General features: G+C 61.7%; 14 protein-coding genes and 1 pseudogene. 9 read left to right on the forward strand and 6 right to left on the reverse strand.

The window, feature by feature from the left end:
* Positions 1–9: 9 nt before the first annotated feature.
* The 4 genes and pseudogenes from dapF to EL18_RS14870 all read left to right on the forward strand — a co-directional run bounded on the left by dapF (position 10) and on the right by EL18_RS14870 (position 4454).
* The gene (gene dapF, locus EL18_RS14855) at positions 10–891 is read left to right on the forward strand and encodes a diaminopimelate epimerase (RefSeq protein ID WP_036485927.1); all 882 of its coding nucleotides are present in this window, start codon (positions 10–12) and stop codon (positions 889–891) included.
* Positions 891–2171, forward strand: a complete 1281-nt coding sequence (gene mtaB / locus EL18_RS14860) for a tRNA (N(6)-L-threonylcarbamoyladenosine(37)-C(2))-methylthiotransferase MtaB (protein WP_036485929.1) — start codon at positions 891–893, stop codon at positions 2169–2171. Before dapF ends, mtaB begins: the two co-directional genes overlap by 1 nt.
* Positions 2172–2630: 459 nt before the next feature.
* A pseudogene (ftsY, locus tag EL18_RS14865) lies at positions 2631–3608 on the forward strand (signal recognition particle-docking protein FtsY); the annotation flags it as partial.
* A gap of 201 nt (positions 3609–3809) precedes the next feature.
* Entirely contained in the window at positions 3810–4454 is a 645-nt protein-coding gene (locus tag EL18_RS14870; RefSeq protein WP_036485933.1) for a septation protein A, read from the forward strand.
* A 37-nt stretch (positions 4455–4491) separates the two neighbouring features.
* Here the strand turns inward: EL18_RS14870 and EL18_RS14875 are convergent, their stop codons facing one another.
* Genes EL18_RS14875 through tsaD form a run of 6 tightly spaced genes read right to left on the reverse strand, consistent with a single transcriptional unit; the run spans position 4492 to position 8411 of the window.
* A complete protein-coding gene (locus EL18_RS14875; protein WP_036485935.1) occupies positions 4492–4899 on the reverse strand; it encodes a DUF1761 domain-containing protein in 408 nt (135 codons plus the stop codon).
* Between the two features lie 53 nt (positions 4900–4952).
* Complete coding sequence (locus EL18_RS14880; RefSeq protein ID WP_036485937.1) at positions 4953–5609, reverse strand: class I SAM-dependent methyltransferase; 657 nt, start codon at positions 5607–5609, stop codon at positions 4953–4955.
* 4 nt (positions 5610–5613) lie between these two features.
* Positions 5614–6036, reverse strand: coding sequence for an EVE domain-containing protein (locus tag EL18_RS14885; protein ID WP_036485940.1), 423 nt, complete (start codon positions 6034–6036; stop codon positions 5614–5616).
* Positions 6037–6333 (reverse strand): YciI-like protein, encoded by a 297-nt coding sequence (locus EL18_RS14890; RefSeq protein WP_036485942.1) that lies wholly within the window; start codon positions 6331–6333, stop codon positions 6037–6039.
* 18 nt (positions 6334–6351) lie between these two features.
* Positions 6352–7326 (reverse strand): NAD(P)H-dependent glycerol-3-phosphate dehydrogenase, encoded by a 975-nt coding sequence (locus tag EL18_RS14895; RefSeq protein WP_036485944.1) that lies wholly within the window; start codon positions 7324–7326, stop codon positions 6352–6354.
* Entirely contained in the window at positions 7323–8411 is a 1089-nt protein-coding gene (tsaD, locus tag EL18_RS14900) for a tRNA (adenosine(37)-N6)-threonylcarbamoyltransferase complex transferase subunit TsaD (RefSeq protein WP_036485946.1), read from the reverse strand. Before tsaD ends, EL18_RS14895 begins: the two co-directional genes overlap by 4 nt.
* 98 nt (positions 8412–8509) lie before the next feature.
* On the opposite strand from tsaD, the gene hemC reads away from it, so the two are divergent.
* From hemC to EL18_RS14925, 5 genes are all read left to right on the forward strand, one after another.
* Complete coding sequence (gene hemC, locus EL18_RS14905; protein WP_036485948.1) at positions 8510–9439, forward strand: hydroxymethylbilane synthase; 930 nt, start codon at positions 8510–8512, stop codon at positions 9437–9439.
* A gap of 2 nt (positions 9440–9441) precedes the next feature.
* The gene (locus EL18_RS14910; RefSeq protein WP_161782006.1) at positions 9442–10140 is read left to right on the forward strand and encodes a uroporphyrinogen-III synthase; all 699 of its coding nucleotides are present in this window, start codon (positions 9442–9444) and stop codon (positions 10138–10140) included.
* 98 nt (positions 10141–10238) lie between these two features.
* Entirely contained in the window at positions 10239–11831 is a 1593-nt protein-coding gene (locus tag EL18_RS14915; RefSeq protein WP_036485950.1) for a COG4223 family protein, read from the forward strand.
* A 10-nt stretch (positions 11832–11841) separates the two neighbouring features.
* Positions 11842–13596, forward strand: coding sequence for a heme biosynthesis HemY N-terminal domain-containing protein (locus tag EL18_RS14920; protein ID WP_036485952.1), 1755 nt, complete (start codon positions 11842–11844; stop codon positions 13594–13596).
* An 82-nt stretch (positions 13597–13678) separates the two neighbouring features.
* Entirely contained in the window at positions 13679–14143 is a 465-nt protein-coding gene (locus tag EL18_RS14925) for a tellurite resistance TerB family protein (RefSeq protein WP_036485954.1), read from the forward strand.
* Positions 14144–14153: the final 10 nt, after the last annotated feature.

A 14153-nucleotide genomic window follows, 5' to 3' on the forward strand; every position in this document is an offset into this window, starting at 1 on the left:
ACGGAACTCATGGCGGATCTGGCGCAATTTGCGAAGATGAACGGGCTCGGCAACGACATCATCGTTGCCGATATGCGCGGTCGTGCCGACCGCGTATCGCCCGATGCCGCTCGTACATTGAATGCGGATGCGGCGACCCGTTTCGACCAGATCATGGCTATCCATGATCCCAGGACCCATGGGACGCACAATTATATCGAGATCCTGAATTCCGACGGCAGCATGGCGCAGGCCTGCGGCAACGGCACCCGTTGCGTTGTGCAGGCCCTGGCTGCGGAAACAGGTGAGAAGGTTTTCACTTTCGAGACGGTCGCGGGCATTCTCAATGCCGAGGAGCATGATGACGGGCTCATTTCGGTCGATATGGGCAAGCCCCGCTTTGTTTGGAACGAGATCCCGCTGGCGGAAGAGTTTCGCGATACGCGCATGATCGAGTTGCAGGTGGGGCCCATAGATGCGCCCGTTCTTCATTCGCCTTCGGTCGCTTCGATGGGAAATCCCCATGCGATCTTCTGGGTGGAGGGAGATGTCTGGGATTATGACCTGGAGCGCTTTGGGCCGCTGCTCGAAAGCCATCCGATCTTTCCGGAAAAGGCAAATATCTCCATTGCACGCGTTCTCTCCCGCGGCGAACTTGACCTGCGCACCTGGGAGCGCGGTGCTGGTTTGACGCGTGCCTGTGGATCGGCTGCATGTGCTGGTGCAGTGAGTGCAGCGCGCACCGGGCGCACAGGGCGATCGGTTACTGTCAATGTTCCCGGTGGCCCGCTGCATATTCTCTGGCGCGAAGACGATCACGTCATCATGACCGGTCCTGCCGAATGGGAATTTTCGGGTCGCTTCGATCCACAGACCGGTGTCTGGGAACGCGACGAGGAGAGTGTGGCCTGATGGGTGTCGATGTTCTGACATTCGGCTGCCGGCTCAATGCCTATGAGTCCGAGGTCATCAAGCGTGAAGCCGGTGAGGCAGGGCTTGGTGAACTCGACGGCGGTGCAGTCGTGGTCAATACCTGCGCGGTGACTGCCGAAGCCGTGCGTCAGGCGCGGCAGGCGATCCGCAAGGCACGGCGCGAGAACCCGGAAGCACGCATCATCGTCACCGGCTGTGCCGCGCAGACCGAGCCGGGCACATTCGGCGAGATGGACGAGGTCGATCTCGTTCTTGGCAATGAAGAAAAGCTGAAAAGCTCCAGCTATCGCGCGCTGCCGGAATTCGGCGTGAACCAGTTCGAGAAGGTGCGCGTCAACGACATCATGGAGGTGCAGGAGACTGCTTCCCACATGGTCGATGCGATCGAGGGTCGCGCCCGCGCATTCGTGCAGGTGCAGAACGGTTGTGACCATCGCTGCACCTTCTGCATCATCCCCTATGGCCGCGGCAATTCACGCTCCGTGCCGATGGGTGCTGTGGTGGATCAGGTGCGCAGGCTGGTCTGCAACGGCTATGCCGAGGTGGTTCTGACGGGTGTCGATCTCACGAGCTTCGGCGCTGATCTTCCCGGCGCTCCGCGTCTGGGCAAGCTCGTGAGAACGATCCTTTCACAGGTTCCGGAGTTGAAGCGGCTGCGTCTTTCTTCCATCGACTCCATCGAGGCGGACGAGCATCTGATGCGCGCGCTGGCGGAGGAAGAACGGCTGATGCCGCATCTGCATCTGTCGCTGCAGCATGGCGACGACATGATCCTGAAGCGCATGAAGCGCCGTCATTTGCGCGCCGATACCATTGCCTTTTGCGAGGAAGTGCGGCGGCTGCGTCCGGACGCGGTTTTCGGCGCAGACATTATTGCGGGCTTCCCGACAGAGACGGAAGCGATGTTCGAGAACTCGGTGAAGATCATCGACGAATGCGGCTTGTCGCATCTGCATATCTTTCCATTCTCGCCGCGCGAAGGCACACCGGCCGCGCGCATGCCGCAGCTTCAGCGCGGTCTGGTGAAGGAGCGTGCCGCACGGCTGAGGACGGTTGGCGACGCGGCTTACCGAGCGCATCTCGCCTCGCTGGATGGCACGCAGCAGCGTATTCTTGTCGAAAAGCCGGGGCTCGGGCGCACGGAAGGCTTCACGCTCGCGGCTATCGACAAAGGCAATCCCGGCGAGATCGTCGAGGCAACCATAACCGGCCATGACGGCGACAAGCTGGTCGCACGTCCCCTGGCCGAGGCAGCATAGGCACGCATGGCATTCGGATTCATCAAGAAGGTCTTCACTTTCGGCAAGGACAAGCCGGAAGAGGAAGAAAAGCCTGAAACGCAGGAGCGGGAAGCGGCCGTTGAGGCGGTTGCTCCCGTCGAGGACGGGCAGGCCGAGCCGGAGCGCATCGAACCTGAAGACACGCAAGCGCCGGTGGCTGATGAAGAGCCGGTAGCGAAAGAGCCTGTCGACGTGGGTCAGGTTGCTGAAGAAGCGCCCGCCGTGCCCGCTCCAGAGATCGTGCCGGTTGAGGAAAACGCACCCGTCGAGCAACTCGAGCCAGAATCTGAAGCGGATGGTTCCATCGAAGCAGAGGCGCTCGAGGAGATTGAGCAGGCAGCCGAGGAAGCCGCTTCCATTCCCGTAGAAGAGCCGACCGAGTCGGTCGGAGAGCAGGCGGAAGAGGAAAGCCCTCGCGGCGATGGCACGGGCGTGATTGTCGGCGCTGCCGTTGAGCGCCGGTTGGCGCCCGTGCCGGTCGAGCCGGAACCGGAAGTGCGCAAGCCCTGGTTCCAGCGCCTGCGCGAAGGCCTGTCGCGCTCCTCGCGGGAGCTGCGCGAAAGCATCTCGGGCATCTTCACCAAGCGCAAGCTGGATGAAGACACGCTGCAGGATCTCGAAGACGTGCTCCTGAAGGCCGATCTCGGGCTGGAGACGGCCATGCGCGTCACCGATGCGCTTTCAGCGGGCCGTTATGGCAAGAATGTCTCCGGCGAGGAAGTTCAGGCTATCATGGCCGAAGAAATCGAGAAGGTGCTGGCGCCGGTTGCAAAACCGCTTGAGCTCGACCTGTCGCACAAGCCGCATGTGATCCTCGTGGTCGGCGTGAACGGCACCGGCAAAACCACCACGATTGGCAAGCTGGCGGCCAAGCTGACTGCTGGCGGGTTGAAGGTAACCCTGGCAGCCGGTGACACATTCCGTGCGGCGGCCATAGAGCAGCTCAAAATCTGGGGCGATCGTACCAATTCGCCGGTCGTTGCGAGCAAGCTTGGCGCGGATGCTGCCGGTCTCGCCTATGATGCTTTCGACGAGGCAAAGCGGAACGGATCCGATGTGCTCATCATCGACACGGCAGGCCGTCTGCAGAACAAGACCGAGCTCATGGCCGAGCTTGAAAAGGTCGTGCGCGTGCTTGGCAAACACGACCCGGAAGCGCCGCACACGGTGCTGCAGACCGTCGATGCCACCACCGGTCAAAACGCGCTCAACCAGGTCGAGATCTTCCGCAATGTGGCAGGGGTGAACGGGCTTGTGATGACCAAGCTCGACGGCACCGCACGCGGCGGTATCCTTGTGTCCATCGCCGCCAAGCACAAGCTGCCAGTCTATTTCATCGGCGTGGGCGAAGGCGTTGAGGATCTCGAGCCATTCTCGGCGGAAGACTTCGCCAAGGCGATTGCGGGAATCGGGTGATTTGATGATGGTGCGCTCCGACACCCCCCTCTGCCTTGCCAGGCATCTCCCCCTCAAGGGGGGAGATCGGCTGTCATCGACGTTTTGCATGCCCGTCCAAGGAAGCACGGCAAGGCCGCGACTGATCTCCCCCCTTGAGGGGGAGATGGCCGGCAGGCCAGAGGGGGGTGCAGCGCCTACTTCTAACAAGGAGCACACCCATTGACCCGCATCATCGAACGCGATCCGTCCGACCCGAAGCGCAAGGAGGTCAATCCGCTCCTGAAGCTTGTGCTTGAGCTTGGTCCGCTGGTCGTTTTCTTCTTTGCCAATTCGCGGGGCGAATGGCTGGCCGAGCGCTTTCCTGCTCTGGGTGAGCTCGGAGGCCCGATCTTCATCGCGACCGGGCTTTTCATGGCGGCTACCGCGATTGCGCTTGCCGCCTCTTGGCTACTGACGCGGACGCTGCCGATGATGCCGCTGATTTCAGGGATAGTGGTCTTCGTCTTCGGCGCGCTAACACTGTTTTTGCAGAACGACACCTTCATCAAGATGAAGCCGACCATCGTGAACACGCTTTTCGGCGTGATCCTTCTCGGCGGGCTTTATTTCGGGAAATCGCTGCTTGGCTATGTCTTCGATTCAGCGTTCAAGCTGGATGCGGAAGGCTGGCGCAAGCTTACCATGCGCTGGGGGCTGTTCTTCCTGTTCCTGGCGGTAGTCAACGAGATCGTCTGGCGCAATTTCTCCACCAACACATGGGTGGCGTTCAAGGTATGGGGCATCATGCCAATCACGGTGATCTTCACCATGAGCCAGATGCCGCTCATCATGCGCCATTCGCTGGAAGAGCAGAAAGAAGGCTGAGGGAGATGAGGCGGCGTTCAAGCCGCCTCTGGCTAATCTACACGCCGAACCAGCCGATGATCGCGCCCATGATCACGGCCACGCCCAGCCAGTGCACGCCGTCGATGACGGTCAGGTCCCAGCCATAGTCCTGATAGCGGTGGTTGATGGCCATGGTCGTCATCATGAAGCCCGCCCAGACGAACAGCCCTGAAACGATGCCGTTCATGAGGGTGACCTGGCCGGTGCCCAGATGACCGATCAGTCCTGCCAGAACCCATGCCATGATCAGCTCTCCCACGATGGAGGTGATGAAATGGACGGGCGTCATCCTGGCTTCACCGGGGTCTATGCGAGCGGCTTTCAGCCAGCGTTTGGAGACAGCACCATAATAGGCACCGCCAAAGAGAAAGGCTGCCGCAGCTGCGACCACGATGGCGATGAAGTTCATTCCGCCGAAATCCATGGATAAAATCTCCCGTGCTCAAATAGAGGCTCAGGATATCGCAAGGGCGGATTTCAGGCAAAGCGCCAGACGGTGGTATGCTTGATCTCCGCGTCTTCCAAGGCGCGTGTGACCGGCACCTGATATTCGCCAAGGCGCTCAAGCCTGTCTTTCGGCAAATAGCTGCGGCCGGGGTCGCCCACGAGAACGGTCTTGCCGGCTTCCGCAAGTATCGAGAACCATTTCGTCACTGCTATCGACATCTCGCGGTCATAGAAGACGTCGCCGGCGAGAACGACTTCGGCATCGGGCATGGTACCGATCAGATCATCCGTGGTGGTCGTGAACGACACGCCATTGGCCGCGGCGTTCAGGCGGCAGGCGCAGAGGGTGAAAGGGTCGGTGTCGGCAGCATTCACGCTGGCCGCGCCCGACTTGCAGGCGGCAATGGCGACGAGACCGGAGCCGGTTGCGAAATCCAGAACCCTTCTGCCGCGCACGATTTGAGGGTAGTCGAGAACGTGGCGCGCCAGCCCCTGACCGCCCGCCCAGGCAAAGGCCCAGAAGGGTGGCGGCAGGCCTATTTCCTCAAGCTCTTCTTCCGTGCGCTGCCACAGATCATGGGCTTCGTCGGCAAGGTGAAGGCGTATTTCGGGGACGTGCGGCGGCGCCAGAAGAGCCGTGTTTTCACGGATGAAATGTTCGGCTTCTTCCGGCGTCAGCCGCCGCATCTTGTCAATCCTGCTTCAGGCCGCCCATGCGGCAGATCTCGAACCATTCTTCCTCGCGCACCGGCTGGACCGAGAGGCGGGAATTGTTGACGAGGATCATGTCGGCGAGGACCGGATTTTCCTTGATCTGCGCCAGCGTGACGGGTTCAGGCATGTCCTGCACGGCCTTGATGTCCACGCATTCCCAGCGCGGATCCTCCGTGGTGGAATCGGGGTGGACCTCCTTGCAGACCTCCACGATGCCGACTATGCGGGTTTCCTTCACCGAATGGTAGAAGAAGCCCAGATCGCCGAGCTTCATTTCCCGCATATTGTTGCGCGCCTGGTAGTTGCGCACGCCGTTCCATTCCTCGCCAGCGTCGCCCTTGCGCTTCTGATCCTCCCAACCCCAGGTGTTGGGTTCGGACTTGAAAAGCCAATAGGCCATTTACGCCTGCTCCGGATTGTTGAAGACCCAGTTCCAGGGGCGAATTTCCACGCTCTCGAAGAGACCGGCCTTTGCGTAGGGGTCGCTGTCGGCGATGGCTTTCGCCTCTGCCTTGTCCGCGGCCTCGATGGCTACAAGGCTGCCGCAGGGCTTGCCTTCTTCATCAAGGAAGGGGCCGGCGAATTTGAGGGTGCCCTTGTCATTGAGGTCGTTGAGAAAGGCGACATGCTCCGGCCGCGTGTCCATGCGGGTCTGCAGATGGCCCGGCTTGTCCTTGCAGGTAATGGCGAAAATCATCGGTCTAGGTCCCTTCGTTCAACCGGCTTCGTTCTTCAATGGACGCGAGAGCAGCGCCTTCATGGCGTTTTGCACTGTCACGCGTCCTTCGATCAAATCGCTGACGCTTTCGATAATTGGCGCGTCAAAACCCTTCCTGGTGACGATGCTTGCGGCGATGCCGGCCGTATGGGCACCTTCAGCCAGGGGACGCCCCGTCAGATCTTCCCCGCGTCCGAGCGCCAGCCCAAAGGCGAAATTGCGCGATTGGGCGGAGGAGCAGGTAAGGATCAGGTCTCCGAGCCCGGAGAGCCCCATCAGCGTTTCCTCTCGCGCGCCGAAGCTGCGGGCGATGCGGCGCAGCTCGACGAAGCCGCGCGTTATGATCGCGGCAACCGCGCTGGCGCCAAGGCCTGCGCCTTCCGTCGCGCCCGCCGCAATGGCCAGCACGTTCTTGAGCGCGCCGCCAAGTTCAACGCCTGTCAGGTCGTCGGTGGCGTAGCAGCGCAAATGCGGGCCCGAAAGCTTATGCGCAAGATCGCGGGCAAGGGGTTCTTCCACTGCTGCGACGGTAACGGCTGTCGGCAATCCCTTCGCTACATCCGTTGCGAAACTGGGCCCGGACAAGGCGCCAATCGGGTTGTAGGGCAGAACCTCGCGGGCAAGCTGCGACATGAGCTTGCCGCTGTCGCGCTCAATGCCCTTGGCGCAAAGAACAATCGGAATGTCGAGGCTTAGATGCTGCTTGGCGTTTGACAGAACCGTCCGCAAGGTCTGTGCAGGCGTTACGGCGAGAACGAGTTCTGCCTGCGCCAAAGCCGCTTCCATTTCCGCAGAAGCCGTCAGGCCTTCATCCAGGGCGATGTCTGGCAGATAACGGTTGTTGGAGCCGCTCATGATCTGGTCGGCAAGGCCCGGGTCTCTGGCCCACAGATGGGGCTTGTGGCCGGCCCGCAGGGCATTCAGAGCAAGGGCCGTGCCCCATGCACCAGCTCCCAGAACAGCAATCTTCATGCCTTGGCTCCGCGTTTTCCCGCGCCGAAGACGGGTGTGGAAGTCTCGTCCAGAGGCCAGCGTGGGCGTGGCCGGAAATTCATCGGTGCTTCTTCTGCCAGACCCGCTTCCAGTCGTTCAAGCCCGGCCCAGGCGATCATGGCGGCATTGTCGCCGCACAGCTGCAATGGCGGGGCCACAAGCTGAAATCCAGCTTCTTGCGCGGTAGCGTCCAAAGCCGCCCGGATGGTGAGGTTTGCGGCAACGCCGCCGGCCACAACAAGCGTAGGTGTTGTAACCCCCGAGTGTTCCTCGCGAAAACGCGTCAGGCTACGGGCGACGCGGTCGGTCAGGCTCTCCGTAACGGCAGCCTGGAAGGATGCGCAGATGTGGCTCACATCCTGCGGTGAGAGCGGAGCAAGCTCCGTCGCCGTGCGCCGTACCGCTGTCTTGAGGCCGGAGAAGGAAAAGTCAGGCCGGGCTTCACCCTTCAACGGGCGTGGGAATGAGAAACGTTTGGGATCGCCAGTCTTGGCCGCCTTCTCCACATTCGGACCGCCGGGATATGGCAGGCTCAACAGCTTGGCGGTCTTGTCGAAAGCCTCGCCGAGCGCATCGTCGATTGTAGTGGCCCAGCGCCGATAGTCGCCGACGCCACGCACTTCCACGATCTGGCTGTGGCCGCCGGATACGAGGAGCAGGAGATAGGGGAAGGCAACCTTATCGGTCAGACGCGGTGTCAGCGCATGACCTTCCAGGTGGTTGATCGGAATCAGGGGTTTTCCAAGGGCTGCGGCGAACGCCTTCGCCGTTGTCAGCCCCACGATCAGTCCGCCGATCAGCCCCGGCCCGGCCGTGGCCGCAACTGCATCCACATCTGCTGGCTTCATCCCTGCTTCATCGAGTGCCGCCCTGATGACGCCGTCGAGTGCCGTGACATGGGCGCGGGCTGCAATCTCCGGCACGACGCCGCCAAAGGCGACATGTTCCTCGATCTGGCTCAGCACGATATTGGAGATGATCTGAGGCTTGCCGGACGCGTCGCGGGTGACGACGCTTGCCGCCGTCTCGTCACAACTCGTCTCGATGCCCAGCACCCGCGTCATGTCGTCCCTGTTCACCTTTGTTGCCGAATGCGCCTTTGACCTTTAGGGAAGGGGCGTTGGCTTGATTGAGAAGAGCCGGTTAGCACGGACGTGACGGCATGCAAACTGATGTGGTGAGAATCGGAACGCGCGGCAGCCAGTTGGCACTCGCGCAGGCGGCAGAGACGCGGGCGCGGCTGATGGCTGCGCATGATCTGCCCGAAGAGGCATTCGAGATCGTCGTCATCCGCACTTCCGGCGACCGCATTCAGGATCGCCCGCTCTCCGAAGCTGGTGGAAAGGGGCTTTTCACCAAGGAGATCGAGGAAGCGCTGTTCGATGGGCGCATCGATCTGGCGGTTCATTCCTCCAAAGACATGCCGACGGTTTTGCCGGACGGGCTGGAGATTTCCGCCTTTCTGGAGCGGGAGGATGTGCGGGATGTCTTTATCGGCCGCAGCGTGAAGCGCATTCGGGATTTGCCGAAAGGCGCCAAGCTCGGCACTTCGTCCCTGCGCAGGCAGGCGCTTGTTCTGCGCATGCGGCCCGACCTTGAAGTCGGCATGTTCCGCGGCAATGTGCAAACGCGGCTTCGCAAGCTGGAAAACGGTGTTGCTGAAGGCACGCTTCTGGCGCTTTCCGGCCTCAAGCGGCTGCAGATGGAGCATGTCGCGACAGAGATCATGGATGCGCAGGAATTTCCGCCGGCGCTGGGTCAGGGTGCGATCTGTATCGAAAGCCGAATTGGCGACGAGCGAATAAAGGCCATGCTCGGGCCCATCCACCACGAGCCGACCGGCACCAAGCTCGCCTGCGAGCGCGCTTTCCTTGCCACTCTGGACGGTTCATGCCGGACGCCGATTGCCGGAGAGGCAAAGCTGGATGATGGTCGATTGAACTTTTACGGAATGATCCTGACACCTGATGGGCGTGAAGTGCACGAAGTCACAGGGGATGGCGCGGCGAGCGATGCGATTGCAATTGGCCGTGATGCCGGGGCTCGGATACGGGACAGCGCAGGTCCTGGCTTCTTCACCGACTGGGTGTGATCTTGCGGGTTCTCATCACGCGTCCGCAACCGGGTGCCGATGAGACGGCGGAGCGGGTGCGCGCCCTGGGGCTGACGCCGGTGGTGTCTCCTCTCACGCAGACATTGCCGAATGAGCCGGCATATCCACCAGAACTGGAGGCGGCCTCGCTTGTGGCCATTTCCAGCCCCAACGCGGTGCGGCACGCCCCGCGGGCGTTGCTGCGGAAACTGACGATGCTGCCTGCTTTCGCGGTGGGGGAAAAGACCGGTGAGGTTGCCAAGGCTGGCGGACTTCAGGTTGTTGCGTGCGATGCAGGGGACGCGCGGCAGCTTGCCGCACAGGTGATCGGCAAGAGCCAAGCCGGTGAAACAATCGCAATCCTGTGCGGTCGTGTAAGGCGCGGCGTGTTGGAGCAGTCTCTGCATGAAGCGGGTCGTTTGCCGCTCATGCTCGAAACTTACGATACGCGCGCGCTTCAGGCGCATCACGCGGACTGGGAAGGTGTGGATGTCGTGCTGCTGTATTCATCCTATGCAGCCGAGTTGTTCCTGCATGATGCAGGGAACCGCAAGCCGCCGCTCCCGTTGGACAAAACAAGGTTTGTCTGCATCTCCGCGCGCGTGGCAGAGCGACTGATGGGTGTTGCGCCCGAGAATGTCATTATCGCCAGTCAACCGGATGAAGTCGGCATGATGAAGCAGTTAGCTTTGTTGCGCTAAATAGAGCCCATGCCCCTTCCTTCATCCCGGTGGTGTGGTAGGTAGCATGTAATGCGCTGCACAAGCGCCCGGTTTGAATACTCCAGCGGAGCTGCCCTATGGTCAAAACCCCCAGGACCCGCCATTCGAAAACCAGCCGCGAGCCGGTGACGATTGATCTTGAGGCAGACAAGGTAAAGTCCGCTGACAACCCTGCCGCGAAACCGAAGGATAGCTCAGAGCCTGCAGCAGCCAAGCCGACTTCATCTGCCAAGAGCGACGAGCCGGCGAAGCCGGAAGTTTCGGCTGCGGGAGCCAAGACCCCCGGAAACCAGGGCGCGGATACGAAGCCTTCGGTCAAATCGGATGCGGCCAGCGCCAAGAAGGATAGTGACGCGAAAGCGGCTTCTGCACCTTCCGCTAAGAAGGACGAGCCTGTGAAGAGTGCTGCAGCTACGGGCGCAGCTGCAGGTTCCACGACTACGGGTGCATCGGCTGGAGCAACGTCGAACAAGACTGCTGCAACATCGGAACCCGCCAGGAAAGGCGGCACCGGGCGAAGCCTTCTGGCAGGCGTCGCGGGTGGCGTGATTGCATTGGCACTGGGCGCCGGTGCGCAGTTTTCCGGCTACCTGCCGGTTCCTTCCAGTGACAATGCCGCGCAGGAACAGGCTTCCAATTCCGAGGTGGAAGCGCTGCGTGAGCAATTGTCGGCCCTTTCTTCTGAAGTCGAACAGCTCCGCGCGCAGACCGCTGAGGCTGCAGAGGCTTCCGCTGGCGCGAGCGAAGGCGTTGCGGGGGAAGAGGTAGAGGCCCTCAATGGCCGCGTCGAGGCCGTGGAGCAGGCGGTTGCCAATCTGCAGGAGGCGGTTTCTTCCGGTGAAGCTGGCGAGAATGCCAGTCTGGAAGCGCTTCAGGCACGGGTTCAGGAGCTTGAGGCGGCAGCATCCTCATCGGCCGAAAGTGGTGCGGGAGAGGCCGACCCGGCCATCCAGCAGGCGCTGAGTGCCCTGCAGGAGCGTGTTTCCGCGCTGCCGGAGAATGCTGTTTCCGCCGATGAGGTCGAAGCACTTCAGCAGGACCTGGCTGCATTGCGTGAGGCTGCAAATGCCGCACAGCAGGCTGCTTCAGGCAACAGCGAGCAGCTGCAGAGTGTCGCAGGGCGGCTGGACGAACTGGCCCAGCAGGTGGAAGCAGAGGATGAAGGTCCGAAGCTTGCGCTGGTCGTTGCTGCCTCAGCGCTGAAGTCGGCGGTGGAGCGCGGCACGTCCTTTGCAAGCGAACTGGAAACATTCACCGCAATTGCGCCGGATGCTCCGGGGCTGGAACAGCTGCAGCCCTATGCCGAGCAGGGCATTCCCACCCGTGAGGAGCTGGCCGAAGCCGCCCCGCTGGTGGCCACGCGTCTTGCCGCACTTGAGAATGCGGCGCCCCCTGACGCCGGTATCGTCGACCGTTTGATGTCTTCGGCGAAGTCGGTTGTCAGCGTCCGCCCAGTGGGTGAGGTCGAGGGTGAGACCCTCTCGGCCATTGCTGCGCGAATGGAAGCTGCCGTACTGGCGGGCAATTACGAGAAGGCGCTGGCCGAGTATGAAAGCCTGCCGCCGGAAGCCCAGGAAAGGGCGTCCGCCTTTGCCGAAAAGCTGCGGGCGCGCCAGGCGGCAGATGAAATTCTCGAAGATGCGCTCTCAAGCGCGCTGAAGCCGGCTTGAGGGGCTGCTGATGTTCAGAATCCTGTTCTACTTCCTCCTGATTTTCGCCCTTGGCCTGGGCTTCGCCTGGTTGGCGGAACGCCCGGGTGATCTGGTGGTCACCTTCGGGGGCTATCGCTACGAAGTCACGCTGATGGTGGCAGCAGTCCTGCTTGTGGGCGTGGTTGCTGCTGTGATGATCACCTGGTGGCTGCTCAAGAGCATCTGGTACAGCCCGAAAACCGTGGCGCGCCATTTTCGGGTGCGGCGCCGGGATCGGGGATACCAGGCGCTTTCGACCGGGCTTATTGCAGCGGGAGCCGGTGATGGTGGCGTCGCGCGACGGATGGGTACACAGGCATCGAAGCTGATCTCGTCGGATCAGGAACCTCTCATCCATCTTCTGGATGCGCAGGCTGCGATGCTGGAAGGCGATCACGAGACGGCGCGCAAGAAGTTTGCCGCGATGGCGGAAGATCCCGAGACACGGCTTCTTGGCTTGCGTGGGCTTTATCTCGAGGCCGAGCGGCTTGGGGAGCGCGAAGCTGCCGAGCACTATGCCGGTGAAGCAGCCAAACAGGCGCCCCAGCTTGGCTGGGCAGCCAATGCAGCACTGGCTACCCGGGCCCGTGAAGGAGAGTGGGACAGCGCGCTTTCGCTTGTGGATGCACAGAAGAGCGCCAAGCACCAGGACAAGGACGCCATCAAGCGCCGTCGCGCGGTTCTCCTGACCGCGAAAGCCATGGAAGTGCTGGACAGCGATCCCGCAACTGCGCGCAGTGCCGCGCTTGAGGCACACAAGCTGCAGCCGGAATTCGTGCCGGCAGCCGTGACGGCCGCGAAGGCGCTGTTCCGCAACAACGAACTGCGCAAGGCTGCGAAGGTACTGGAATCGACCTGGAAGAAGGAGCCGCATCCGGAGCTGGCCGAAGCCTATCTGCACGCACGCCCGGGCGATTCCACCCATGACCGTCTGGATCGTGCCAGGAAACTGCGTGGCTTGAAGCCGAACAATGTGGAGTCCGAACTTGCCGTGGCGCGTGCCGCTCTTGATGCGAGCGAATATGCAGAAGCGCGCAAGGCAGCGGAAGCTGCGATACGCATTGCACCGCGCGAGAGCGCCTTCCTGATCCTGGCCGATATCGAAGAGGCTGAGACCGGCGAGCAGGGACGTGTGCGCCATTGGCTCCAGAAGGCGCTGCGTGCGCCGCGCGATCCGGCATGGATTGCCGATGGCCAGGTTTCGGAGCGTTGGGCGCCCGTCTCTCCGTCTGGTCGGTTCGATGCCTATGAATGGCGCGTTCCGGTGGAGCGGCTCGCGCCGGTACTCGATGCCGATGATGCCTTGGAGCCACTGCCTGCAATCAGTGCACCCCCCGCAGGAGCCTCATCCGCAGGCAGATCCGAAGATGCGGAGATCGTAGTAGAGGAAGGCCTGACCGAGGTGAAGCCGCCTGTTGCCGGCAAGGCAAAGCCAAATGAACCGGATGCCTCGTCGGACAAGGGCGACGCGGTCAAGGCAGATGAGGTTCAGGAGACGCCAAAGGCGGAGCCGAAACTCCAGGCCGCCACGGCTGCGCCCGTGAAAGAGAGCAAGCCGGATGCAGTGGTTGCGGATGCGGCTGAGGCGCAGCCAAAACCAGTGGCGGACACGTCAGCACCGGCAACTGCCCATCGCAAGCGGCTCGCCGAAGAAGACAAGGTGAAGCGCCCGCCCATTCCCGATGATCCGGGTGTTGACCCGGAAGATGATGCGAAGCCGCAGCAAGGGTTCAGACTCTTCTGACACTGTTGCCGGGGAACTACATATTGCTGCGTCCATTTCGCATTAGGATAGCGAAACGGACGCAGCAACAATTCGAGGCCTCATGTTCGAGCGCATACTGCAATTTCTGAAAGAACTGCCCGGCGATGAGGGCAACGGTACACGGCTTGATGCCGAAGACCCGCGCGTGGCAGCGGCTGCGATCCTGATCCATGTGATGGAAGCCGACGGGGTCAATACTCCCGAGGAGCAGGCGCGGCTGCGCGAAACGCTCGCGCGCGCCTACAGCCTGAGCGGAGATGAACTGGCAGACCTGATAAAGGCTGCCGATGAGGCCGAAAAGGATTCGGTTGATCTTTATGGTTTCACCAGCGTTCTGAAGCGCCATCTGGGTGAAGAGGCTCGCTCGGAATTCATCAGACTCATGTGGGAAATCGTCCTTGCCGATGGTGAAGTTCATGAGCTTGAGGATAATCTCGTGTGGCGGGTGGCCGAGCTGATCGGCGTGGATTCCCGCACGAGGGTGATCATGCGACAGAAGGTGCAGGAAAGCGCCTCGAAGAACTAAAACCGCGAAG

Source organism: Nitratireductor basaltis, from assembly GCF_000733725.1.
In the GTDB taxonomy this organism is placed as follows: domain Bacteria; phylum Pseudomonadota; class Alphaproteobacteria; order Rhizobiales; family Rhizobiaceae; genus Chelativorans; species Chelativorans basaltis.